The following is a 23,072-nucleotide window of genomic DNA, read 5'->3' on the forward strand; positions in this document are numbered from 1 at the left end:
GGCGCATGATGCGCTTCGCCTTTCTCGGCAGCGGCAGCGAGGGCAATTCCCTGTTGATCGAATCGCAAGAGGGCACCACCACCACGCGGGTGCTGCTCGATTGCGGCTTTGGCATTCGCGAGACGGCGCGGCGCCTGGAGCGGCTCGGCGTCACGCCGGACCAGCTCGATGCGGTACTCGTCACGCACGAGCATGGCGATCATGTCGGCTCGGCCTATTCCTTTGCATCGCGCCACGACCTGGCGGTCTACACCAGCCACGGCACATGGCTTGCGACCTCGCACCTGCGGGGTGCGGAAACGGCCGATGTGCGCGTCTGCTGCGCCGACCACCCGCTGGTCATCGGCGGCCTGCACATCCTGCCGTACACGGTGCCGCACGACGCACGCGAGCCGCTGCAGTTCGTGCTGAGCGACGGCGATGCAAGACTCGGCGTGCTGACCGACGCCGGCATGGAGACGCCTTACATCACCGCGCGTCTGGCGGGCATGCATTCATTGGTGCTCGAGTGCAACCACGACCGCGAGATGTTGCGCAATTCGGCGTATCCGGCCTCGCTCAAGCGGCGTATCGGTGGCGATTTCGGCCACCTTGCCAACGAGGTCGCGGCCGATATCCTGGCGCGCGTGGCGCACGCGGGGCTGCAGCGCGTGGTTGCCGCTCACCTGAGCCAGCAGAACAACACGCGCGAACTGGCCACCGGAGCGCTGGCGGCGGTGCTCGCCGCGTCGGCGGGCGAGATCCTGGTGGCGGACCAGCACGAGGGCCTGGGCTGGCAGCCGGTCAGGGCCTGACAGTGACGATGTGACATCTTCGTCAGGTGTCGCGGAAATGTCGCGGAAAACATGGACGAAAAAAAGCCGACCCGAAGGTCGGCTTTTTTATCGGTCGAGACCGATTACTGCTTGGCAGCCGGAGCCGATGCGTCAGCAGCCGGGGCCGAAGCGTCAGCGGCCGGAGCCGATGCGTCAGCAGCCGGAGCAGCAGCGGGAGCCGAAGCTTCCGGTGCCGGGGCAGCAGCGGCAGGAGCCGAAGCTTCCGGTGCCGGTGCAGCGGCTTCTTCTTTCTTGCCGCAAGCGGCGAGAGCAACGGCGGCGAGCAGCGATGCGATCAGGAGAGACTTCTTCATTGTTCGTCCTTTAACTTTAATAACAGAAAAACAGGCGATGAATAATTACCGGTAATTATCGCTCTTGAACTGCAAAATAGAGGCTCTCCCGGGTGCCGACAAATGCAGTGGTACACAGTACTAGCCAGCCGACGATTATATCCGCGTTTTCCCGGCTTGTGTAGCGCTGTCTTTTCCTGTTTTTGGTTGTTACGGATTATTACAGGGTAGATGGCGCAAGTTGCAGCCATCCTTCGAGTGCCCAATGATGGAAGGTCTCCATCAGGTCGGGCAAATCGGCGCACGCGGCTACTTCCGCGGCACTTAATTGGCGCCGATCTCCCAGTTGCCGCAGCCATCTTGCGAGTTCTGGCGGCGGTTCGTAGGCTTCTCCGTTGATAAAGAAATGCGTGCGGTCATACAATGCGATCGATCCCGGCGCTAGCACGATGCCGTGAGATAGCGCAAGTTTTGTGTATTTCTTCAGTGTGATTTCGGGCACGACCGGGAATTCCACGGTCGGTTTCGGTTCGGAGAGATGCGCACCCAGAAATTCGGAAATCATGCTACCCGACCAACGCAGGGCACCGAGGCGTTCGCTTACCGCACGCACCATGCTGGCGGGCAACTGGGCCGGACGCGCGGTGGCGGGTTCGCCGGGGTCCGCATAGCGCCCGCTCAGGTCTTCGTTATCCTCTACCGTCTCCGACAGCCAGGCGAGGAAATGCCCTGCCAGCTCGCGGTAGGCCGGTGCGCGGAAGCCGATGGAGTAGGTCATGCACTCGCCTTCGGCGACGCCGTCGTGGGCGTACTGGGGCGGCAGGTAAAGCATGTCGCCGGGTTCCAGCACCCACTCCTGTTCGTGTGTGAAGTCCGCCAGGATCTTCAGCGGCAGGTCCGGCACCAGATCCAGCTTGGTCTGGGAGGAGATGCGCCAGCGCCGCCGGCCCGATACTTGCAGCAGGAAAACGTCGTAGGAATCGAAGTGCGGGCCGACGCCGCCACCGTCGGTGGCGTAGCTGACCATGAGGTCGTCGAGCCGCGCATCGGGGGCGAAACGGAATTGCCCCAGCAATGCCGCGGCTGCGCTATCGTGGAGGTTGACGCCCTGCACGAGCAAGGTCCACTGGCGCGCCTTGCGCGAGGGCAGGTTGTCGGCGGCGAACGGGCCCTGCTCGAGCTTCCAGCGGTTGCGGAAGTGCGACACCAGGCGGGCCTCGACGTCGTCGCGGTCGGCCAGCTCGAAAAGGGACTCTGGCGATACCGGCGGCACGATTCCCGGTACGGCCTGTCGGATCAGCAGGGGCTTGCGGTGCCAGATATCGCGCATGAAAGCGGCCGGCGTCATGCCTCCCAGCAGGGGGAGCGGCACGTCGGGATCGACGGGGCCGGGGGGCAGGGCCTGCGCGTATAATGCGGAATCGTTCATGGAGTCAAGAATTGAAAATCGCTAAGAACACGGTGGTATCCGTGGTGTACAAGCTGTCGGATGCGCAGGGCAATCTGATCGAGGAGTCGGATGAGCCGATGGTCTACTTGCACGGCGGCTATGATGGCACGTTCCCCAAGATCGAGGAAGCGCTCGAAGGCCACGAAGCCGGCTTCGAGACCCAGCTCCAGCTCGAACCCGAAGAAGCGTTCGGCGATTACGACGCCGAGATGGTCAAGGTGGAACCGCGTGACCGTTTCCCCGAGCCGCTCGAGATCGGCATGCAATTCGAAGGCGTGCCCGAAGACGGTGACGAAGACGATTCGATCATCTACACGGTGACGGACGTGGCCCAGGACAAGGTCGTGCTGGACGGCAACCATCCGCTGGCCGGCATGGCGCTGCGTTTCTGGCTGCAGGTGTCCGAGGTGCGCGAAGCCACCGACGACGAAGTGCAGCATGGCCACGCCCACGGCGCCTCGGGCGTCGAGGTGGTGGACGAGGATGAAGACGAAGACGGCGGCAACCGCACGCTGCACTGAGCGCAGGCCCGCTGCGCGCGCACCTGCTACCAAAGCCGGCTTAGCCGGCTTTTTTCATGGGTGGCACGCATGGAGGGCGCGCATGAATGGCCCGCCCCGCATCACTCCGCCTCCGGCCCATCCTTCAGGGTCACTTCGAACGGCTTGGGCGAACCCGGCGTGATCGACAGCTCGGCGAACTGCCCGGGCGTGCCGGCCGGCAGCACCACGCGGGTGACGTTGCGCAGCACCTTGCCACCTGCATCCTTGAGCGGTGTATCGATGCCGAACCCACCCTGGCCGGTATGTACGAGCAATACCTGGCCGCGGTAACGCGTGGCGAGATCGCGCAGCTGGCGCTTGTACTCCTGGAAGCCATCGCGCGCGCGGCGGCGCAGGAAGCCGTCGAACAGGGAAGGCTTGCCGCGTTGCTCCCAGCCGTTGCCGAACTGCGGATCGGCATGGGCCAGCACAACGATGCCCGGCAGGTTCTGCTGCTGCGCCAGGGAGAAGGCACGCGCGAGCCACTGGCGATTGGCCTCGCGGCGGTCTTCGAACTCGCCGTTGCGGCCGCCCTCCGAGCGATAGTGATTGTTGTCGCCAGGCAGGTTCAATGCCACCAGCAACACGCCCCCGGCGCTCCAGCGCACGTTCTCCCGGAAGCTGCGGAAGGTGGCCTGGTCGGATTGCCGCATGAGCGGCACGACGCGCTGGCCCAGCGTGGTGTCTGCCGGGTAGAACAACTCGCGCAGCCGGTTCAGGCGTTCCACCGGATCGAAATGGCCGTTCACGGCGCGCTGGCATTCCGCCCAGTCGGTTTCGCCGGGCAGGTAGACCAGCGGCAGCGGCGACTGGTCAAGCAGGCGCTGGCGCGCCGTGAGCAGGGCATCGCCGCAGGATTCGGTATCGCCCTTGATGCCGCCGAGGTGCACCACCATGTCGAGCCGGCGCGCGGCGGCGTATTCGAGCAGGCGCGTGGTACCGTCTTCGGCCGCAGGCCACTGCGGCTGGTCGGCGATCAGGGCGATGCGCACGGTCTCGCTGGCCGGCGCGCGAACGCGATTGGCCTGCGCGGCCAGCGCGTCGCCCGGCAGCGCGGGCGACGCGAGCACTACGCCGAGCACGGTGCAGCCTGCCGCCCGGGCGAGCGCGCGCGCCAGGCTGCGCCGGCTTGCCAGCCCGGTCGGCGTCATGCGGTGGCTACCGCATCCCTGGCCAGCGCACGCAGGCGGTAGAGCGCATCGAGGGCTTCGCGCGGCGTGAGGCTGTCCGGATCGAGTTCGCCGATGGCGTCGAGCAGCGCGGCTTGTTCCGGCGATATGGCTGTGTCCGCGGTGCCACTTGCCGGCTCCGCATAGTCATCCTCGTCGTCCAGCGGCGACAGCGGCGCCGCGAACAGGTCGAGCTGCGGCGTGGGCGTGGCATCCGCCGACTGCTGCTCGAGCCACGCCAGGTGCTTGCGCGCCGCGCGGATCACCGGCTGCGGCACCCCCGCGAGTTGCGCCACCTGCAGGCCATAGCTCTGGCTGGCCGGGCCGTCCTGCACCGCGTGCAGGAAGACGATGCCGTCGCCATGCTCCACCGCGGAGAGGTGCACGTTGGCTGCCTGCGTGAATTCCTGCGGCAGCTGCGTCAGTTCGAAGTAGTGGGTGGCGAACAGCGTATGGCTGCGGTTGTGCGCCAGGATGTGGCGCGCGATGGCCCATGCCAGCGCGAGGCCGTCGAAGGTGGACGTGCCGCGGCCGATCTCGTCCATCAGCACCAGGCTGGCGGGCGTGGCGTTGTGCAGGATGCCGGCAGCCTCGGTCATCTCCACCATGAAGGTGGAGCGCCCGCCGGCGAGATCGTCGGCCGCGCCGATGCGGGTGAAGATGCGGTCGATCGGGCCGATCACGGCGCGCCGCGCGGGTACGTAGGCACCCACGCAGGCCAGCAGCACGATCAGCGCGGTCTGGCGCATGAAGGTCGACTTGCCGCCCATGTTCGGGCCGGTGATCAGCAGCAGCTTGCGCGCTTCGTTGAGCTGGCAGTCGTTGGCGATGAAGGGCACGGATTCGGCGGCGAGCTGGCCTTCCACCACCGGATGGCGACCCTGCACGATGTCGATGGCGTTCTCGTCGACGCGCTCGGGCTGGGTCCAGTCCAGCGTCTGCGCGCGCTCGGCCAGCGCCGCCAGCACGTCGAGCCGGGCCAGCGCGCCGGCCACGCGCTGCAGTTCGCCGATATGCGGCAGCAATTGCTGCAGCAGCGCGTCGTAGAGCTGCTTCTCGCGCGCCAGCGCGCGGTCTTGCGCGGACAGCGCCTTGTCCTCGAAGGACTTGAGCTCGGGCGTGATGTAGCGTTCGGCGTTCTTCAGCGTCTGGCGGCGGCGGTAGTCGTCGGGGACCTTGTCGGCCTGGCCGTTGGTCACCTCGATATAGAAGCCATGCACGCGGTTGTATTCCACGCGCAGATTGGCGATGCCGGTGCGGGTGCGCTCGCGCGCCTCCAGCTCGACCAGGAACTGGCCACAGTTCTCCGAGATGTCGCGCAGTTCGTCGAGCTCGGCGTCGAAGCCGCGCGCGATCACGCCGCCGTCGCGCACCACGCTGGGCGGCTCGGGCGCCACCGCCGCGCTCAGCAGGTCCTGGCAGGCCTGCGGCACGGCCAGCTCGGCCAGGGTCAGGTTCAGCAGCGGCGCCGCGTCGTCGGGCTGCACGCAGGCCTGCACGTCGGGCAGGGCGGCCAGCGTGTCGCGCAGCGATGACAGGTCGCGCGGGCGCGCATTGAGCAGCGCCAGGCGCGCGGTGATGCGTTCCACGTCGGACAGCCTGCGCAACGCCGCGCGCAGCGGCTCGGTGCCCTGGGCGAGCAGGGCACCGATGGCCTGCTGGCGCGCCTGCGGCATGGCGCGGTCGCGCAGCGGGTGGTGCAGCCAGTGGCGCAGCAGGCGGCTGCCCATGGTGGTGGCGCAGGTGTCCAGCAGCGAGAACAGCGTCGGCGACTCGCCGCCGCGCAGCGTCTCGGTCAACTCCAGGTTGCGCCGCGTGGCGGTATCCAGGCCGACGAATTCCGATTCGCGCTCGACCGTGACGCCTTGCACATGGCGCAGCGATTGGCCTTGCGTGGAAGCGGCATAGTTCAGCAGCGCGCCCGCCGCGCCGAGCGCCGCGCCCAGCCCGGCACAGCCGAACGGGTCCAGGCTCGCCACGCCGAGCTGCTCGCGCAGGCGGCGGGTGCCGGCTTCCTGGTCGAAGTGCCACTCCGGCAGGCGCGTGCGGGCGCAGGCCAGCGCCGGCAGCTCGATGCCATCCGCGAACAGCAGCTCGGCCGGCCGGATGCGTTCCAGTTCGCGGCCAAGCTGCGCCACCTCGCACTCCATCAGGCGCAGTTCGCCACTGGCGAGGTTGAGCCACGCCAGGCCGGTCTTGCTGACGCCGCGGCGCGTGGTGTGCTGGTGCACGGCCATCAGGAAGGTGTCGGCCTTGTCCGGCAGCAGCGCCGCGTCGGTCAGCGTGCCCGGGGTGACGATGCGAACCACCTTGCGTTCGACCGGTCCCTTGCTGGTGGCCGGGTCGCCGATCTGCTCGCAGATCGCCACGGATTCGCCCAGCTTGACCAGCCGCGCGAGGTACTGGTCCACCGAGTGGAAGGGGATGCCCGCCATGCGGATCGGTACGCCGTTGGAGGCGCCGCGCGCCGTCAGCGTGATGTCCAGCAGGCGCGCCGCCTTCTCGGCGTCGTCATGGAAGAGCTCATAGAAGTCGCCCATCCGGTAGAACAGCAAGGTGTCCGGGTGGTCCGCCTTGATGCGCAGATACTGCTGCATCATGGGGGTGTGCTTGCTGCCGGAAGCATCTGCCGCCGTTTGATCCGGGTTCGTCTTTTTCTGCAATCCCATTGCCATTAAACCTGTTTGGCACGGAAAGCCGGCGCTACGCCGCCTTTCCGTGCTTGCCATCGCCTTGCCGCCCCGACTGGCGCACATGGCGCATGGCGCCGGCGCGCGCCGGGAAAAAGCCGGCCGCGCGAGGGGGCTGCCTCGGGACGCAAGGGGGTATTTCGGAAGATGGGCGATATGGTACAGCACCGGCCGCCAGGTCTGGAGGCGCGGGCTGGCCGGCGCGGCTGCCGGGACGCAGGGCGAGCGCCCGGGGAGCCGGGGCGCTGCCTGCGTGTCGTCTTCAGCGGAAGACCAGAACGGGGATGGTGCTGTGGGTGAGCACCTTCTGTGTTTCGCTGCCGATCAGCAGGCCGCTGATGCCGCTGCGGCCGTGCGAAGCCATGAAGATCACGTCGCAGCCCTGTTCCGTCGCGGTGGCGATGATGCCGCGGTAAGGCGCCGCGGAGACGGAGGTCACCGCGGCGCACGGCACGCCGGCCAGCGCGGCGGCCGCTTCGACGCGTGCCAGATCGCTGCGTGCCGCGGCCTCGACACGTTGCTCGAATACCGAGCGCTTCTCGTGACCGGCATCGCTGGACTGCAGAAAGGGATATTCCTCCACGCACATATAGGCGGTCAGCCTGGCGCCGGTTGCGCGGGCGAACTCGATGGCGGCGGCGACAGCCTTCTGCGAGAGCGGGGAGCCGTCGATGGGGAGCAGGATATGTTGGAACATGGGCGTGTGTATGTGTTTTGGAAAGAACGGACGACGTGGGGGTGGCCGGCTCAGGCCGAGGCCCTGCGCAGAATGCCGTAGAGCTCGTCCTTGAGCCGGAGCTTTTCCTTCTTGAGCGATTCGATGGTCACGCTGTCGGCGGGCACCAGCCTGGCTTCCATGTTCTTGATCTCCTGGTCCATGTCATTGTGGCGATGGAACAGCCTGGCGAAGTGCGCGTCCTGCGCCTTGAGCACCGAGATCAGTTCGCGGAATTCGGGAAACATGCGAGGCTCCTTCAGGTGGGAATCCGGGCTGCGCGGTGATCGGTCGGGGGTGCGACGGGCGCCGGCAGCGCATGCCCTCATTCTGCAGCGGCGGGGAGCCGCCGGCCTTGATATGGATCATGCGCCGGTAAACGCCTCGCAACAATACGTTCGCCCAAACAAAAACGCCCGCCCTGTGGAGGGCGGGCGTGGCGCTCGGCGGCGGCCGCTGGCAGGCGCTCAGGCGGCGGGCCTAGCGGGCTTGGCGTTGTCGAGCGAGTATGGCGACAGCAGGCGCACCATTTGCGCGAAGGCCTTGGGGTTGCCTGCCAGCACTTCGCCTTGCTCCAGCTGGCGGGCTTCGCCGGCGTAGTTGCCGGTCAGCCCGCCGGCCTCGGTCACCAGCAGCATGCCGGCGGCCATGTCCCAGGGCTTGAGGCCTTGCTCGAAGAAACCATCGGTGCGTCCGCACGCCACGTAGGCCAGGTCCAGCGCGGCAGCGCCCGGGCGGCGCAGGCCGGCGCAGCTGCGCGTCATCAGGGCGAACAGCTCCATGTACTGGTCCAGACCTTCCATGTCACGGTACGGGAAGCCGGTGCCGATCAGGCAGTCGGCCAGCTTGTCGCGGCGCGAGACGCGGATGCGGCGGTTGTTCAGGAAAGCCCCGGCGCCCTTGCTGGCGGTGAAGAGTTCGTCACGCGTGGGGTCGTAGACTACGGCCTGCGCGGGCACGCCCTTGTGCAACTGGGCGATGGACACGCAATACTGGGGGAAGCCGTGGATGAAATTGGTGGTGCCGTCGAGCGGATCGATGACCCAGACGTATTCGCTGGTTTCTTCGCCCTCGGCCCAGGACTGGCCGGACTCTTCCGCTAGAATGGCGTGTTCCGGGTAGGCCGTGCGGATGATCTCGATGATCGCAGCCTCGGCGGCGCGGTCGACCTCGGTGACGAAATCGTTGTGCTGCTTGCGGGAAACATGGACCCGGTCGACGTCCATCGACGCGCGGTTGATGACGGAACCTGCCTTGCGGGCCGCCTTGACGGCGATATTTAGCATCGGATGCATGAATCTCTCCAGGCCGGCCAGGAGTGCGCCGCCTGGCGCAAAAGGCCGGCGCGCTGCCCTCCGGGGGCGGCTGACAACACAACGAATTGTAGAAGAACGGGCGCGTCGCGATCGTGCGAGACGGGCGGCGCACCGAAGATGAAGCCTGGATTGTATATGAACCCGCTGAACCAGACGAGTGCCGCCGCCGGCGACGCCCCCGCCGTGCCGCGCAAGGCAGTCAATGTGACTCTCGATGCGCCCGCTGCCTTTGCCGCCGTGCGCTTCGTGCTGGTGGAGACCAGCCATCCCGGCAATGTCGGCGCGGTGGCGCGCGCGATCAAGACCATGGGTTTCGGCGCCGAGCCGGGCCGCCTGGTGCTGGTCTCGCCGCGCGAGCCGGAGGTGCGCGCGCACCCGGATGCCGTGGCCATGGCCAGCGGCGCCGACGACGTGCTGGCCGCCGCGGTGATCGTGGACGATATCGAAAGCGCGCTGTCCGGTACCGCTTATGCCGTGGCGCTGACGGCCCGCCAGCGCGAGTTCGGGCCGCCGCGCCTGCTGCCGCGCGATGCCGCCGCACAGGCCGGCCAGCGCATCGCCCTCCAGCTTGCGGCCGCCCCGGTCCCGGGCATGCCCGCGCCGGGCGCCCATGTGGCCTTCGTCTTCGGCAACGAGCGTTTCGGCCTGCCCAACGAGGCCGTGGACCGTTGCTCGGCCGTCACCCATATCCCCGCCAACCCGGCCTACACCTCGCTCAACCTGGCCCAGGCCGTGCAGCTGGTGGCCTACGAGATGCGCCTGGCGCTGCTGGAGCCGCGCGCCACGCCGCAGGCCGAGATCGGCTATGCTGGCGAACCGGCCACGGCGGAGCAGGTGGAGGCGATGTTCGGCCATCTGCAGACGGGTCTCGAAGCGATCGGCTTCCTGGACCCGGCCACGCCGAAGAAGCTGATGCCGCGCCTGCGCCGGCTGCTGGCGCGCAGCGGGCTGGAGCGCGAGGAAGTGAATATCCTGCGTGGCATCGCCAAGCACATGCTGCTGGCCTCGCAGGGCAGCGTCCCTGGCTCCCGGAGTGGGCCAGGCCAACAGGAGAAGTGAGCGGTGGCGGAGATTCCTGCCTTCTACATGCGGGGCGGCGCCAGCAAGGGTCTGTTCTTCCTGGCTGACGACCTGCCGTCCGATCCCGCCGGGCGCGATGACGTGCTGCTGCGCGTGATCGGCTCGCCCGACCCTTATGGCACGCAGGCCGACGGCCTGGGCGGAGCCACTTCCAGTGCCGGCAATGTCGTGCTGGTACGCCGTTCGCAGCATGCCGGCTGCGACGTGGACTACCTGTTCGGCGCGGTGGCAATCCGCGCGGCCCTGATCGACTGGTCGGGCCGTTGCGACGACCTGTCCGCGGCCGTCGGGCCGTTCGCGATCTGGCGCGGCTTCGTGCCGGCGCGCGACAGCATCACCACCGTGCGCATGTGGCAGCAGAACACGGGCGAAGCCATCGTGGCGCGCGTACCTTGCCGCAATGGCCATCCGCTGGAAGCCGCCGGTTTGCGCGAGGCGGGCGTGCCATTCCCTGCCGCGGAAATCGTGCTCGACTATTCGGAGTCGGACTCCATCGCCTCCGCCGCTTCCTCCGCTTCCGCCCCTGCCTCTACTTCGCAACCGCTGGAGCGCGCCCTGGTGCGCAGCAGCGCGCGGCGCCTGATGACCGGCCTGGTCCACGTGCCAGAGCGATGTTGACGACTGGCGCCGCGGGTGTCCGTGCCACGGCACGGATGCGACAGCGGCGCTTGCGCAGTCAATGTCCATGACGGCAGCAGGGCAGCAAATCTCTTACACTCCCTGCTCCCGTTCCCACCGGCCAATGACCATGCCGGCGATCGCGTTTTCCCCCGGATGGACCGGGGCGCGCGGCGCACGGCGTGGCAACACGACACGACCAAGATGTTCTCTCGTCTGAAGGAAGATATCGACGCCATCATGCGGCGCGATCCCGCCGCGCGCAGCCGTCTCGAAGTGCTGACCTGCTATCCCGGGCTGCATGCCGTGATGTTCCATCGTTGCGCGCATGCCTGCTGGAACGCCGGCTTTCACTGGCTGGGCCGGTGGATCTCGCACTGGTCGCGCTTTCTCACCGGGATCGAAATCCACCCGGGCGCCACGGTGGGGCGGCGCGTGTTCATCGACCATGGCATGGGCGTAGTGGTGGGCGAGACCGCCGAGATCGGCGACGACTGCACCATCTACCAGGGCGTGACCCTGGGCGGCACCTCGCTGTACAAGGGCGTGAAGCGGCATCCGACGCTGGGCGCCAACGTGGTGGTGAGCGCCGGGGCCAAGGTGCTGGGCGGCTACACCATCGGCGAAGGTGCGCGCATTGGCTCCAACGCCGTGGTGCTCAAGCCGGTGCCGCCGGGTGCCACCGCGGTCGGCGTGCCGGCGCGCATCATCTTGCCGGATGCGCCCAGCGACCAGCAGGGCGCCAAGCAGGAATTCTCCGCCTACGGCATCACGCCCAACGCGGACGATCCGGTTTCGCTGGCGCTCAAGAGCCTGATCGACAACGCCGCGCAGCAGCACGAGCGGCTGGAGACCGTGCTGGCGGCGCTGGACCGGCTCGGCGAGCATCTCGAGAACACGCCCAACGACCGTTTCGATGCGAGCGAGCTGCGCAAGCTGATGAAGTAGGTGATGAAGTAGGGGCTGCGGCGCCGCGGCTCAGTCCAGTTGTGGCAGCACGCTGAAGCCGCCGGCGTCGAGTTGCAGCACCGCGGCGCGCGGGCGCTTGCCGTCGAGGTCCCAGTCGGTCAGCACCCAGCGCACGCCTTCGGCGCTCTCGTGGCGGGCGGGCCGGTGGGTGTGGCCGTGCACCAGCACCGGCGCATGGCTGGCGTGCAGCAGCGCTGCCACGGCTTGCGGCGTAGTGTCGCCGTAGTCCGGCAGGGCGTCGCGGCGCGCCTGGTTGGCGCGGCCGGCCTCGCTGTCGGCGCGCAGGCGGCGCGCCACGCGCAGGCGCAGCGCCAGCGGCAGCGAGAGGAAGGCGCGCTGCACCCAGGCCTTGCGAGTCCAGTGGCGAAAGCGCATGTAGCGCTGGTCGTCCGTGCAGAGCATGTCGCCATGGCTGAGCGCCACGCGCTGGCCGGCGCAGTCGATCACGGTAGGGTCGGGCAGCAGCGTGGCCCCGGCAGCGCGCGCAAAGCGCTGCCCCAGCAGGAAATCGCGGTTGCCGTGCATCAGGTACACCTGCACGCCGTGCCCGGCCAGCTGATGCAGCCTTGCCGCGACCTGTGCGGCGAAGGGGCTGTCGGTTTCCTCGTCGCCCACCCAGAACTCGAAGAAATCCCCGAGGATGAACAAGGCGCGCGCTTGCAGTGCGGCGCGCGCGAGCACGCGCTCGAAGGACGCCAGCGTGCGCGGCATGCCCGGGGTGAGATGCAGGTCGGAAATGAACCACGCCGGCGCGGGCACCGCTAGGGCGCCGGCCGCCGGCATGGAGGGGGTCACGGTCATGTGCATGGAAAGAGAATACGGCTCGACAGCCGCGACCCGCGGGGCCCGGCGGTGCGTCCCGCCGGGGATCGCCGTGGCGTTACTCGACCACCACGGCCTTTTCGATGACCACGTCTTCGAGCGGCACGTCCTGGTGGAAGCCGGCGCTGCCGGTGCGCACGCCCTTGATCGTCTCGACCACGTCGGTGCCGTCGGTCACCTTGCCGAACACGGCGTAGCCGAAGCCTTGCGGGGTCGGCGAGGTGAAGTTGAGGAAGTCATTGTCGACCGTGTTGATGAAGAACTGCGCGGTGGCCGAGTGGGGCGCGTTGGTACGTGCCATGGCAACCGTGTAGCGGTCGTTCTTGAGGCCGTTGCCGGCTTCGTTCTCGATCGGGGCGTCGGTGCCCTTTTGCTTCATGCCGGGCTCGAAGCCGCCGCCCTGGATCATGAAGTTCTTGATCACGCGGTGGAAAACGGTGTTGTCGTAGTGGCCCTTGCGCACGTACGACAGGAAGTTTTCAACCGACTTCGGCGCCTTCTCGGCATCGAGTTCGATGGTGATGACACCCTGGCTGGTGTGGAGTTCTACCTTGGACATTTGCTTTCCTCTGTTCGGTGATGCCTGGTGGTTGCCTGGCGTTGTGATTGCCCGGCGTTATTTGACGACCGTGGCGGACTCGATGACGATCGGCGTGGCCGGCACATTGCGCATCGGGCCATATGACGTGGTAGGCGCGCTCTTCATCTTTTCGACGGTATCCATGCCATCCACCACCTTGCCGAACACGGCGTATCCGTTTCCGTCCGGCTGCGGATAGTCGAGACTGGAATTATCCACCACATTGATGAAGAACTGGGCGGTGGCCGAGTTGGGATCGCTGGTGCGGGCCATTGCCACCGTGCCGGCCTTGTTCTTCAGGCCGTTCTGCGCTTCGAGCTGGATCGGCGCGCGCGTGGGCTTTTGCTTCATGTCGCGGTCGAAGCCGCCGCCTTGCACCATGAAGCCGTTGATGACCCGGTGGAAGATGGTGCCGCTGTAGAAGCCGCTCCTGACATATTCCATGAAGTTGGCGACGGTCTTGGGCGCGGCGTCCGGGTAGACCTCGAGCGTGAACTTGCCGGCACTGGTGACGAACTGCACCCGCTCGGTTTTGGTCTGCTGGGCCTGCGCGGCCAGCGGCGACAGCGCCAGGGCACCGGCGAACATGCCGGCAAGGACGAGGCGACGCGAAAAGATCATGCTTGGCTCCGTGGATCGGGGAAACATAGGGGCAGGGCGGCGGCGCCGCGCCTGTTGGGCCTGTCGGGCAATGTGCTACCGGGCGGGCTCGGCAGCGGCTTCGCTGGCCGGCACGGCCGCGGGGGCGCCGGCGCGGGTGGCCGGCTTGCGCGCGCTGCCGGCTGCCGCCGGCGTGGCCGTGGCGGGCACCAGTTGCTTGAGGCCGGCCGCGGCTGCCGCGTCCTTGGGGTTGCGGCGCAAGGCATCGCGGTAGGCATTTTCGGCCAGGCGGCGATAGACATCGCCGAGATTGGCATAGCCGACGGCGAAATCGGGTTTGACATCGACCGCCAGCAACAATTCCGCTTCGGCGCGCTTGAGGTCGCCACGCTTGGCGTACAGCAGCGCCAGGTTGTTGTGCGGCTCGGGCAGCTCGGGGAAGTCCTGGGCCATCGACGACAGCGCGGCGATGGCTTCATCCTCGCGCCCGGCCTGGGCCAGCGCCCAGGCGCGCTCGAAGCGCGCCTGCGCATTGCGCGGGTTGGTGGCCAGCACGCGGTCGAAGCGGTTGATCGCCTCGTCATAGCGCTTCTGCGACGCCGCCTTCTCCGCTTCGGCCATGCCCGGGTCCGCCGAACGCACGCCGCCAGGCGGCGTGGCCGGCGCGCTCAGCGAGAGCGGGCCGTTCTGCGCGCCGGCAGGCCCTGCCGCGCCAAGCAGGCCCGCCAGCATCGCCGCCAGGCCAAACGATGCGGCCGCGATGCGTCGGCGCGCGGGCTGGGATGAAGCAGATGTCAAGGTGGGCAGGAACAGGCTCATGTAAGGGCGGTCCGTTATACTCCGCGGCATTCTAGCAAAGCGCGGGCATGCCGGCCGCGTATTGACGCGCACCGCGTTTTGCCGTGGTGCGCCGCGCGGCGTGCGGCGTGCCACCGCGAATTGGCGCTTCCGGTAAGATATGGGTCGCGCCTGGATTTGYTCAGGCGCAAAATGCGGGACCCGCGGATGGCGTGACAATGTGGTGCGACGACGATGCGCTGCGCTCCCGCCGCCGCTGTCATGCCTGTTGTGTCGTTGTGCCTGTTGTACCTGTTGTGCCTGTTGTGCAGGAGACGGCGCGCCGTTGCCGCCTTGTCGTCTCGCTGCGTTTGCTTTGCCGTGTTGTGCCGTAGCTGTCGCAACCTGTCATGCCGCCGGCAGGATTTCTCTTCCATTCACCTCGCTTCATGTATCCACTGAATATCTACAACACGCTCGCGCGTGAAAAGCAGCTCTTCGTGCCAATCGAACCCGGCCGTGTACGCATGTATGTCTGCGGCATGACGGTGTACGACTATTGTCACGTTGGCCATGCGCGCGTGATGGTGGTGTTCGACATGGTGCAGCGCTGGCTGCGCACCGCCGGCTACGAGGTGACCTATGTCCAGAACATCACCGACATCGACGACAAGATCATCCGCCGCGCGGCGGAGAACGGCGAGACCATCGGCGCGCTGACGGACCGTTTCATCCGCTACATGCACGAAGATGCCGACGCGCTTGGCATCCAGCGCCCGGACCACGAGCCACGTGCCACCGACTACGTGCCGCAGATGCTTGACATCATCGGCAAGCTGGAGGCGCGCGGGCTGGCCTATCACGCCAGCGATGGCGACGTGAACTACGCGGTACGCAAGTTCCCGAACTACGGCCGCTTGTCGGGCAAGTCGCTGGAAGACCTGCGCGCGGGCGAGCGCGTGGCGACCAACGAGGCCAAGCACGATCCGCTGGACTTCGTGCTGTGGAAGTCGGCCAAGGAGAGCGAGCCCGCCGAAAGCAAGTGGGAGTCGAAGTGGGGCGCCGGCCGCCCGGGCTGGCATATCGAATGCTCGGCCATGAGCTGCGCCTTGCTCGGCGAGCATTTCGACATCCATGGCGGCGGCGCCGACCTGCAGTTCCCGCACCATGAGAACGAGATCGCGCAGTCCGAGGGGGCCAGCGGCCAGACCTTCGTCAATATGTGGATGCACAACGGATTCGTGCGCGTGAACGACGAGAAGATGTCGAAGTCGCTCGGCAACTTCTTCACCATCCGCGACGTGCTCAAGGAGTACGACGCCGAAGTGGTGCGCTTCTTCATCCTGCGTGCGCACTACCGCAGCCCGCTGAACTACAGCGATGCCCATCTCGACGACGCACGCCATTCGCTAACGCGCCTGTACACCGCGCTCAAGGATGTGCAGCCCGATGGTGAGCCGCTCGACTGGGAAGAGGCGCACGCCAGGCGCTTCGTCGAAGCCATGGGCGACGACTTCAACACCCCGATCGCCATGGCCGTGCTGTTCGACCTTGCCGGCGAAGTCAACCGCACCGGCTCGCCGCAGATGGCGCGCCAGCTCAAGGGCCTGGGTGCCACGCTGGGCCTGCTCGAGCGCGACGCGCATGCCTTCCTGCAAGGCGGCACGGCCGCCGACGGCCTGCAGCCCGGGCAGATCGAGGCGCTGATCGCCGCGCGCAAGCAAGCCAAGGCCGGCCGCGATTTCGCCGAGGCCGACCGCATCCGCGCCGAACTGCTGGCAGGCGGCGTGATCCTCGAAGACAAGCCGGGCGGTGCCACCGAGTGGAGGCGCGCTTGAACGCTGCCGTGCGCAAGACGGCGCCGCCCGCGGCGCCCGCCAAGACTGCCGCGGCCGCCAAGGCCGGGCAGCCGGCAGCGCCAAAGCCGCTCAAGGCAACTACCGCGGCCAAGACCGCAGCGAAGCCCGCAGCGAAGCCCGCCGCCAAGCCGGTGAAGGCCGCACCCAAGGCCGGCGCACGCGCGGGCAAGGTGCCCGCCTTGCCCGAGGCGCAGGCAGTGCCGCTGCCGGTCGAGACCGTGGTGGACGCGGTGCGTCCCGCGTACTGGGACGAGGCTTGCGCCGACCTGATGAAGCGCGACCGTATCCTGCGCAAGATGATCCCGACCTACGGCCCGGCGCACCTGATCTCGCGCGGCGATCCCTTCATCACGCTGGCCCGTTCCGTGGTCGGCCAGCAGATTTCGGTGAAGGCCGCGCAGACCGTGTGGGAACGGCTGGCCGCGCTCTGTCCGAAGCTCACCCCGGCGCAGATGCTCAAGGCCGGGCACGAAAACCTGGCTGCCTGCGGCCTGTCGCGGCGCAAGGCAGAGTACATCGTCGATCTCGCCGAGCACTTCAAGGCCGGCCGTGTGCATGTGGGCAACTGGGCGGAGATGGACGACGAAGCCGTCATCGCGGAGCTCACGCAGATCCGCGGCATCGGTCGCTGGACTGCCGAGATGTTTCTGATGTTCAATCTGATGCGGCCCAACGTGTTGCCGCTCGACGATGTCGGGCTGATCAACGCCATTTCGGCCAACTATTTCAGCGGCGAACCCGTCACGCGCAGCGAAGCGCGCGAGGTTGCCGCCAACTGGGAGCCCTGGCGCACCGTCGCCACCTGGTACATGTGGCGCAGCCTTGACCCGCTGCCGGTGACCTATTAGCCTGAAAGGGCACAGAATTTACGGGGAAGTGCGCGAGACTGCATCCGCAGACTTGCGGTTTTGGGGGCGAATTCCGGTAGAATCCGCCCCTTCACAGACGGGTACGTGTGATTCTCATGAAAACCACCTTCCTGGATTTTGAGCAGCCCATTGCCGAACTCGAGGCAAAGATCGAAGAACTGCGTTTTGTGCAGGACGATTCGGCTGTCGACATCTCCGAAGAAATCTCGCGGCTGGCCGGCAAGAGCCAGCAGCTGACCAAAGACATTTACGCCAACCTGACCCCATGGCAGGTGGCGCAGATCGCCCGGCATCCGCAGCGTCCCTATACGCTCGACTATGTGCGGGAGATCTTCACCGATTTCCACGAACTGCACGGCGACCGCACTTTTGCGGACGATCTCTCCATCGTGGGCGGCCTGGCCCGCTTCAACGGACAGGCGTGCATGGTGATCGGTCACCAGAAGGGCCGCGACACCAAGGAGCGCGCGCTGCGCAACTTCGGCATGCCCAAGCCCGAAGGCTACCGCAAGGCCAAGCGCCTGATGGAGCTGGCGGACAAGTTCGGCCTGCCGATCTTCACCTTCGTCGACACCCCGGGCGCGTTCCCGGGCATCGATGCGGAAGAGCGCGGCCAGTCCGAGGCCATCGGCCACAACCTGTATGTGATGGCCGGGCTCAAGGTGCCCCTGATCGCCACCATCATCGGTGAAGGCGGCTCCGGCGGCGCGCTGGCGATCGCCGTGGGCGACGTGGTGCAGATGCTGCAGTTCTCCACCTACGCCGTGATCTCGCCGGAAGGCTGTGCTTCGATCCTGTGGAAGACCGCCGAGAAGGCGCCGGAAGCTGCCGAGGCGCTCGGCCTGACCGCGCATCGCCTGAAGGCGCTCGGCCTGATCGACAAGATCGTCAGCGAGCCGCTGGGCGGCGCGCACCGCGACACCAAGGGCATGGCGGCCATGCTCAAGCGTTCACTGGCCGATTCGCTGCGCCAGTTCCAGGGCATGGGCGTGAAGGAGTTGCAGGCGCGCCGTCATGAGCGTCTGCTGGCCTATGGCAAGTTCAAGGAATCCGGCGCACCGGGCTGACCCGTCCGCCGGCTTGACCGACAAGGTCGCACAGGCTCTCCAGGCCGGTGCGGCCTTTGTTGTTTCTGGCCACGGCGGACGGGCAGGCACGGTGGCGGTGGCGCTGTCGGGCGGGCGCGACTCGGTCGCGCTGCTGCACGCGCTGCGCGCGGCGGTGTTGGCCGGCGCGCTGCCGCTGCGCGTGGCGGCGCTGCATGTGCATCATGGCCTGCAGGCGGCCGCGGACGAGTGGGACGCCTTCTGCGCTTCGCTGTGCCGCGAGTGGCAGGTCCCGTTCTTCAGCCGCCGCGTGGTGGTGAGCCAGCAGCAGGGCGAAGGCCTCGAGGCCGCCGCACGCCGCGCGCGCTATGCCGCGCTCGAGTCGATGTGCGGCGAGGCCGGCGCGGCCCTGTTGCTGTTCGCGCATCACCAGGACGATCAGGCCGAGACCGTGCTGCTGCGCCTGTTCCGCGGCAGCGGCCTGGCCGGGCTGGGCGGCATGCCGCGCCTGCGGCGCATGGGCACGAACCGGCAGATCGTGTTGCTGCGCCCCTGGCTGGACGTGGCGCGCGACGAGATCGACGCCTATTGCGTGGCCAATGCGCTGCCCTGGATCGACGATCCCTCCAATCACGATCTGCGTTTCGCCCGCAACGCGCTGCGCCAGCACATGCCGGCGCTGGCGGCGGCGTTTCCCGCCTTGCGCGCCAATGTGGCTCAGGCCGCCGCGCATCTGGCCCAGGCTGGCGAGTTGCTCGATGCGCTCGCTACGGAATGGATGGCCCCTCTGGTGCGCCCGCCGCGCGATGCCGGCACCGTGGCCGAACTCGATCTCGCCGGCCTGCGTGCGCTGTCGCCGGCGCAGGCCGATGCCGTGTTGCGCCTGTGGCTGCGCGAGCTCGGCACGCAGGCGCCATCGACCGCGCGCCTGTGCGCCATGCGCGCGCAACTGATCCGGCACGACGGCGGCGAGCCTGCCATCCATCACGAGGCGCTGGTCTTGCGGCGTTTCCAGGGGCACGTGCTGGCTTGTCGTGCCGAGGGCGATCTCTCGCCGCAGGAACTCGCCATGCAGTGGCGCGGCGAGGCGAGCCTGCCGGCGCCATGCTGGCGTGGCGAGCTGCGCTTCACGCGCGACGACACCTTCGGCGTGCCGGAGGCCGCGTTGCGCCAGCCCTTGCGGCTGGCGCAGCGGCAGGGCGGGGAGCGCATCGTGCTGCGTCCGGGCGGCCCCGCGCGCGCGCTCAAGCAGGCCTATCAGGAAGCCAGCGTGCCGGCGGCGCGGCGCGCGCGGCTGCCGCTGCTGTGGGCAGGCGATCAACTGCTGTTTGCGGCCGGCCTCGGCATGCATCGCAGGTGGCCCGGCGCGCCGGCGTCGCCGCGCTGGCGTATCGAATGGTCCGAGTGGCCCGCCGGCGTCGTGCCGGCCGGGTAGGCGCCGCAGGAATCGCTGTCGCGCCGACGCGCCGATGCCGCGCGTGCGAGCCTCGCTCCACATGATCCTGCGCCCCGTGAGGCCGCCTGCGCCTTGCCTCGGCGGAGCTCTTCGTGTATTTTCAGGGGTTTTGCACAATCGCTGGCGTCGACAAGAAGATGGCTCTCATCGTTCACAAATACGGCGGCACTTCGATGGGTTCTCCGGAACGCATCAAGAATGTCGCCAAGCGCGTTGCCAAATGGCATCGCGCCGGTCACCGCGTAGTCGTGGTGCCTTCGGCCATGTCGGGCGAGACCAATCGCCTGCTCGGTCTCGCCAAGGAGATTTCGGCACAGCCGAACCCGCGCGAACTGGATATGCTGGCCTCCACCGGCGAGCAGGCCAGCGTGGCTCTGCTGGCCATTGCGCTGCAGGTCGAGGACATCGACGCCATCAGCTACACCGGCTGGCAAGTGCCGGTGAAGACCGATTCGGCCTACACCAAGGCACGTATCGAATCGATCGATGACGAGCGCATCCTGGCCGATCTCGACGCCGGGCGCGTGGTCGTCATCACCGGGTTCCAGGGCATCGACGGCGACGGCAACATCACCACGCTCGGCCGTGGCGGCTCGGATACCTCGGCAGTGGCCATCGCCGCCGCCATCGAGGCCGACGAATGCCTGATCTACACCGACGTGGACGGCGTCTACACGACCGATCCGCGCGTGGTCGAGGACGCCCGCCGCCTGGACCAGATCACCTTCGAGGAAATGCTGGAAATGGCCAGCCTCGGTTCCAAGGTGCTGCAGATCCGTTCGGTGGAGTTCGCCGGCAAGTATCGCGTGAAGACCCGCGTGCTGTCGTCGCTGACCGACCCCCTGATGCCGCTCGAGAAGGAAATGCACTCGGGCACGCTGATCACTTTTGAGGAAGAGTCTGAAATGGAAGCAGCCGTCATCTCCGGCATCGCCTTTGCCCGTGACGAGGCCAAGATCACCGTCCTGGGCGTGCCCGACAAGCCCGGCATCGCCTACCAGATCCTGGGCCCGGTCGCCGACGCCAACATCGACGTCGACATGATCATCCAGAACCAGTCCGTCGACGGCAAGACCGACTTCACCTTCACCGTGCCGCGCGGCGAATACCAGCGCGCACTGGCGATCCTGAACGACGGCGTGAAGGGCCATATCGGCGCCGCCAGCGTATCGGGCGACCCCAAGGTATCGAAGGTATCGGTGGTCGGCGTGGGCATGCGCTCGCACGTCGGCATCGCCAGCAAGATGTTCCGCACGCTGTCCGAAGAAGGCATCAACATCCAGATGATCTCCACCTCGGAAATCAAGATCTCGGTGCTGATCGACGAGAAGTACATGGAGCTCGCCGTGCGCGCGCTGCACAAGGTGTTCGAACTGGATCAGGCGTGATCCGGCTCGGCAGGCCGCATGCGGCCCGCCGGTGATTCTGTCGGGGTGCACAAATTTTTTGTGATTGGTGATCGAAACTTCGTTGACCAAATCAAAACACCTCGATAGAATACGCGCTTCGTTGTGTGGCCTCCCTCACACAACGGCAGGTTTGGGAGACGTGGCCGAGAGGTCGAAGGCACTCCCCTGCTAAGGGAGCATCCGGGCCAAAACCTGGATCGAGGGTTCGAATCCCTCCGTCTCCGCCATTATTGGCGGCGAAACCCCGGAAGATTGCGGTCTTCCGGGGTTTTGTTTTTTGTGGGTCTGTCCGGACTGCTACACAGCCATGCGGGTGCTACACATGGACTGGTGGAGTATCCGATGGCAACCCACCTCACGACGCGGCAGTGTCTGCTATCTTCGCCGCAAAATTCCCCAAGACTTGATTCAGCAGTATGGCAGGCAAGAGATTGTCCGCAGTCTGCACACGAAAGACCGTGCCCAAGCGGAGCGACTGTTACGCCGCGCATCGGTTGAACTTGACGACGAGTTTGCACAGAGACGTGGAGAGGCAACATCGCCTTCCGTGGAGCCGACGATTGCTCCGCCCGTTGTCGCATCAGGTAGCAAGAAATCTCTCTGACTCGAAGGATGACGACGAGCATGGACGGCCAGTAGTAATCGGTCTCCGTCGCCGGCGCGTGGCCGCCGCGCTTCGCCGCGAAGGATACGAATGTCCTTGCGGGCGACCATGCCGAAGCGAACTTCTCCGTGGTCGATATCCAGGACTTCTAGCGTGACCGCGTCCCCGATCACGCAGGATTCGCCGGGACGGCGAGAGAAGGCGACCATGAGGGGACTCCAGGTGGGTAAGGTCGGCGCGCATCCGTGCTGATGGGCATCGGCTCTGGCAACGCCAAGGCGGGTAGCACTTCGCTCGTTCGATGGCACGCTGTATGGCCACGAGTGCCTGCGGGCTGTTTTCCAGCACGTCGAGCCGATCAGGCCTGCAGCGGTAGTGACGATGTCGGTGACGCTTGCCGCAGTAAGCTGCGCCAGCGAGCGGAGGCCCATCTGTTCCAGCCGGGCCACGACCGTGGAGCCTACGCCTTTCACGGCCAGTAGGGCTGCGCGTTCATTCTCAGAAAACGCCATGCAAGGTTCCGCCTTAGCCCTCATGACCTTACGCCGCGTGCGGCCATCTCTATCGTGACCAGCGGGCCCGTTTCTCCCTCGAATGCTTCTGGGGGTGGCGTAGCGGGACGTACTCTGAACAGGCGGCAGGCGGCCCACCAGCACAGGGCGGCGAACAGGTTGTAGGGGAATAGCAGCGCCCAGAAGGGAAGCATCCAGTTCTTCTTGCCTTGCATTTCACCGGGCTCGCCAGTGCGCCACGGAACGTAGTGACGTACCGCTTCACGCGGAGTCAGGCAGATATTGTTGTGAGGGATATTCCACCAGTGGGGCGCCGGAGGCAGCGGCAGATCACTCGGTCCCTGGGCCATGAAATGGCGGATGTACTCCCAAACCTGGGCAACGTGAGCGACACGTGCATCGCTGGGGTCGTTCCCATCTATCGTTATGAACATGGCCTCCGGCGCGGGCTTCGACGGAGAGGCCGGCGGTCCTTGATTGAGCATATGCAGTATCAGCGAATGGGTAACGCTAACCGCGCGTCCGGTGAATTCCATCTTTGATTGCATGCCTCCCTTGGCACTGCTCCAGTCTCCAACGAGGAGATATTTTCCTTCACGGTAATACATGTATTTATTTTGTCGGTTCCAATAAAAATTGGATCTGCTTTTTATTAAATGTATTCGTAGATAAAGAAGTGCGAATGAAAATAGAGATAGAAATAAAATGACAATGAATAATGACTTATCGAGTCGTGATTCGTACGATATGTTTTTTGCAAGGTAGTAAATTAGGAATGCGGCCGCGCATATTATTCCTGTAGCGTAAATTTTACCCATGAAGGCGGAGTCCGCTGGCCAAGGGTTTCGCAAACAGAGTACATGCCGACCCATGGCCACATA

Annotated in this window: 23 protein-coding genes, 1 tRNA gene and 1 pseudogene; 12 read left to right on the forward strand and 13 right to left on the reverse strand. The window is 66.6% G+C overall.

Going from position 1 to position 23,072, the window contains the following annotated elements; all coding sequences use genetic code 11:
• Positions 1–5: 5 nt before the first annotated feature.
• The gene (locus AB4Z48_RS24890) at positions 6–794 is read left to right on the forward strand and encodes an MBL fold metallo-hydrolase (RefSeq protein ID WP_441618877.1); all 789 of its coding nucleotides are present in this window, start codon (positions 6–8) and stop codon (positions 792–794) included.
• A 104-nt stretch (positions 795–898) separates the two neighbouring features.
• On the opposite strand, the gene AB4Z48_RS24895 is transcribed toward AB4Z48_RS24890, so the two are convergent.
• Both AB4Z48_RS24895 and AB4Z48_RS24900 read right to left on the reverse strand, forming a co-directional pair.
• Positions 899–1,129, reverse strand: a complete 231-nt coding sequence (locus AB4Z48_RS24895; protein ID WP_081651328.1) for a hypothetical protein — start codon at positions 1,127–1,129, stop codon at positions 899–901.
• A gap of 199 nt (positions 1,130–1,328) precedes the next feature.
• Complete coding sequence (locus AB4Z48_RS24900) at positions 1,329–2,537, reverse strand: ribosomal protein uL16 3-hydroxylase (RefSeq protein ID WP_441618879.1); 1,209 nt, start codon at positions 2,535–2,537, stop codon at positions 1,329–1,331.
• Positions 2,538–2,548: 11 nt separating this feature from the next.
• On the opposite strand from AB4Z48_RS24900, the gene AB4Z48_RS24905 reads away from it, so the two are divergent.
• The gene (locus AB4Z48_RS24905) at positions 2,549–3,079 is read left to right on the forward strand and encodes an FKBP-type peptidyl-prolyl cis-trans isomerase (RefSeq protein WP_441618880.1); all 531 of its coding nucleotides are present in this window, start codon (positions 2,549–2,551) and stop codon (positions 3,077–3,079) included.
• A gap of 101 nt (positions 3,080–3,180) precedes the next feature.
• On the opposite strand, the gene AB4Z48_RS24910 is transcribed toward AB4Z48_RS24905, so the two are convergent.
• The 5 genes from AB4Z48_RS24910 to AB4Z48_RS24930 form a co-directional block, all read right to left on the reverse strand.
• A complete protein-coding gene (locus AB4Z48_RS24910; protein WP_441618882.1) occupies positions 3,181–4,251 on the reverse strand; it encodes a hypothetical protein in 1,071 nt (356 codons plus the stop codon).
• Positions 4,248–6,938 (reverse strand): DNA mismatch repair protein MutS, encoded by a 2,691-nt coding sequence (gene mutS / locus AB4Z48_RS24915; RefSeq protein ID WP_441618884.1) that lies wholly within the window; start codon positions 6,936–6,938, stop codon positions 4,248–4,250. The genes AB4Z48_RS24910 and mutS overlap by 4 nt, the downstream gene beginning before the upstream one ends.
• Before the next feature lie 283 nt (positions 6,939–7,221).
• Entirely contained in the window at positions 7,222–7,656 is a 435-nt protein-coding gene (locus AB4Z48_RS24920; RefSeq protein ID WP_441618886.1) for a universal stress protein, read from the reverse strand.
• A gap of 50 nt (positions 7,657–7,706) precedes the next feature.
• A complete protein-coding gene (locus AB4Z48_RS24925) occupies positions 7,707–7,922 on the reverse strand; it encodes a YdcH family protein (RefSeq protein WP_441618888.1) in 216 nt (71 codons plus the stop codon).
• Positions 7,923–8,141: 219 nt separating this feature from the next.
• Entirely contained in the window at positions 8,142–8,969 is an 828-nt protein-coding gene (locus AB4Z48_RS24930; protein ID WP_441618890.1) for an inositol monophosphatase family protein, read from the reverse strand.
• 156 nt (positions 8,970–9,125) lie between these two features.
• On the opposite strand from AB4Z48_RS24930, the gene AB4Z48_RS24935 reads away from it, so the two are divergent.
• The 3 genes from AB4Z48_RS24935 (at position 9,126) to cysE (ending at position 11,636) form a co-directional block, all read left to right on the forward strand.
• Positions 9,126–10,049: an RNA methyltransferase gene (locus AB4Z48_RS24935; protein ID WP_441618892.1), complete on the forward strand. Its 924-nt coding sequence runs from the start codon at positions 9,126–9,128 to the stop codon at positions 10,047–10,049.
• A 3-nt stretch (positions 10,050–10,052) separates the two neighbouring features.
• Positions 10,053–10,688 carry a PrpF domain-containing protein gene (locus tag AB4Z48_RS24940; protein WP_441618894.1) on the forward strand — a complete coding sequence of 212 codons (636 nt, stop codon included), beginning with the start codon at positions 10,053–10,055 and terminating at the stop codon, positions 10,686–10,688.
• Positions 10,689–10,892: 204 nt separating this feature from the next.
• The gene (gene cysE, locus AB4Z48_RS24945) at positions 10,893–11,636 is read left to right on the forward strand and encodes a serine O-acetyltransferase (RefSeq protein WP_441618896.1); all 744 of its coding nucleotides are present in this window, start codon (positions 10,893–10,895) and stop codon (positions 11,634–11,636) included.
• A 30-nt stretch (positions 11,637–11,666) separates the two neighbouring features.
• On the opposite strand, the gene AB4Z48_RS24950 is transcribed toward cysE, so the two are convergent.
• The 4 genes from AB4Z48_RS24950 to AB4Z48_RS24965 form a co-directional block, all read right to left on the reverse strand.
• Positions 11,667–12,458 carry a UDP-2,3-diacylglucosamine diphosphatase gene (locus AB4Z48_RS24950; RefSeq protein WP_441618898.1) on the reverse strand — a complete coding sequence of 264 codons (792 nt, stop codon included), beginning with the start codon at positions 12,456–12,458 and terminating at the stop codon, positions 11,667–11,669.
• Positions 12,459–12,537: 79 nt separating this feature from the next.
• Positions 12,538–13,038: a peptidylprolyl isomerase gene (locus AB4Z48_RS24955; protein WP_441618900.1), complete on the reverse strand. Its 501-nt coding sequence runs from the start codon at positions 13,036–13,038 to the stop codon at positions 12,538–12,540.
• Between the two features lie 57 nt (positions 13,039–13,095).
• A complete protein-coding gene (locus AB4Z48_RS24960) occupies positions 13,096–13,680 on the reverse strand; it encodes a peptidylprolyl isomerase (protein WP_441618902.1) in 585 nt (194 codons plus the stop codon).
• Positions 13,681–13,755: 75 nt separating this feature from the next.
• Entirely contained in the window at positions 13,756–14,478 is a 723-nt protein-coding gene (locus AB4Z48_RS24965) for a tetratricopeptide repeat protein (RefSeq protein WP_441618904.1), read from the reverse strand.
• Positions 14,479–14,885: 407 nt separating this feature from the next.
• On the opposite strand from AB4Z48_RS24965, the gene cysS reads away from it, so the two are divergent.
• The 7 genes from cysS (at position 14,886) to AB4Z48_RS25000 (ending at position 21,679) form a co-directional block, all read left to right on the forward strand.
• Positions 14,886–16,274 (forward strand): cysteine--tRNA ligase, encoded by a 1,389-nt coding sequence (gene cysS, locus AB4Z48_RS24970; protein ID WP_441618906.1) that lies wholly within the window; start codon positions 14,886–14,888, stop codon positions 16,272–16,274.
• The gene (locus AB4Z48_RS24975; RefSeq protein WP_441618908.1) at positions 16,271–17,143 is read left to right on the forward strand and encodes a DNA-3-methyladenine glycosylase family protein; all 873 of its coding nucleotides are present in this window, start codon (positions 16,271–16,273) and stop codon (positions 17,141–17,143) included. The genes cysS and AB4Z48_RS24975 overlap by 4 nt, the downstream gene beginning before the upstream one ends.
• 116 nt (positions 17,144–17,259) lie before the next feature.
• Entirely contained in the window at positions 17,260–18,231 is a 972-nt protein-coding gene (locus AB4Z48_RS24980) for an acetyl-CoA carboxylase carboxyltransferase subunit alpha (RefSeq protein ID WP_441618910.1), read from the forward strand.
• The gene (gene tilS, locus AB4Z48_RS24985; RefSeq protein WP_441618912.1) at positions 18,197–19,645 is read left to right on the forward strand and encodes a tRNA lysidine(34) synthetase TilS; all 1,449 of its coding nucleotides are present in this window, start codon (positions 18,197–18,199) and stop codon (positions 19,643–19,645) included. The genes AB4Z48_RS24980 and tilS overlap by 35 nt, the downstream gene beginning before the upstream one ends.
• Before the next feature lie 158 nt (positions 19,646–19,803).
• Positions 19,804–21,054 carry an aspartate kinase gene (locus tag AB4Z48_RS24990; RefSeq protein ID WP_441618913.1) on the forward strand — a complete coding sequence of 417 codons (1,251 nt, stop codon included), beginning with the start codon at positions 19,804–19,806 and terminating at the stop codon, positions 21,052–21,054.
• A 154-nt stretch (positions 21,055–21,208) separates the two neighbouring features.
• A tRNA-Ser gene (locus AB4Z48_RS24995) sits at positions 21,209–21,302 on the forward strand.
• Between the two features lie 95 nt (positions 21,303–21,397).
• Positions 21,398–21,679, forward strand: coding sequence for a DUF6538 domain-containing protein (locus AB4Z48_RS25000; RefSeq protein WP_441618915.1), 282 nt, complete (start codon positions 21,398–21,400; stop codon positions 21,677–21,679).
• Positions 21,680–21,759: 80 nt separating this feature from the next.
• Here the strand turns inward: AB4Z48_RS25000 and AB4Z48_RS25005 are convergent.
• Positions 21,760–22,215 (reverse strand): annotated as a pseudogene (locus AB4Z48_RS25005) (carbon storage regulator); the annotation flags it as partial.
• Positions 22,212–23,009, reverse strand: a complete 798-nt coding sequence (locus AB4Z48_RS25010; protein ID WP_441618917.1) for a hypothetical protein — start codon at positions 23,007–23,009, stop codon at positions 22,212–22,214. The gene AB4Z48_RS25010 and the pseudogene AB4Z48_RS25005, both read right to left, overlap by 4 nt.
• Between the last annotated feature and the right edge of the window lie 63 nt (positions 23,010–23,072).

The sequence above is a fragment of the Cupriavidus sp. 2TAF22 genome, from assembly GCF_052115045.1.
Lineage (GTDB): Bacteria > Pseudomonadota > Gammaproteobacteria > Burkholderiales > Burkholderiaceae > Cupriavidus.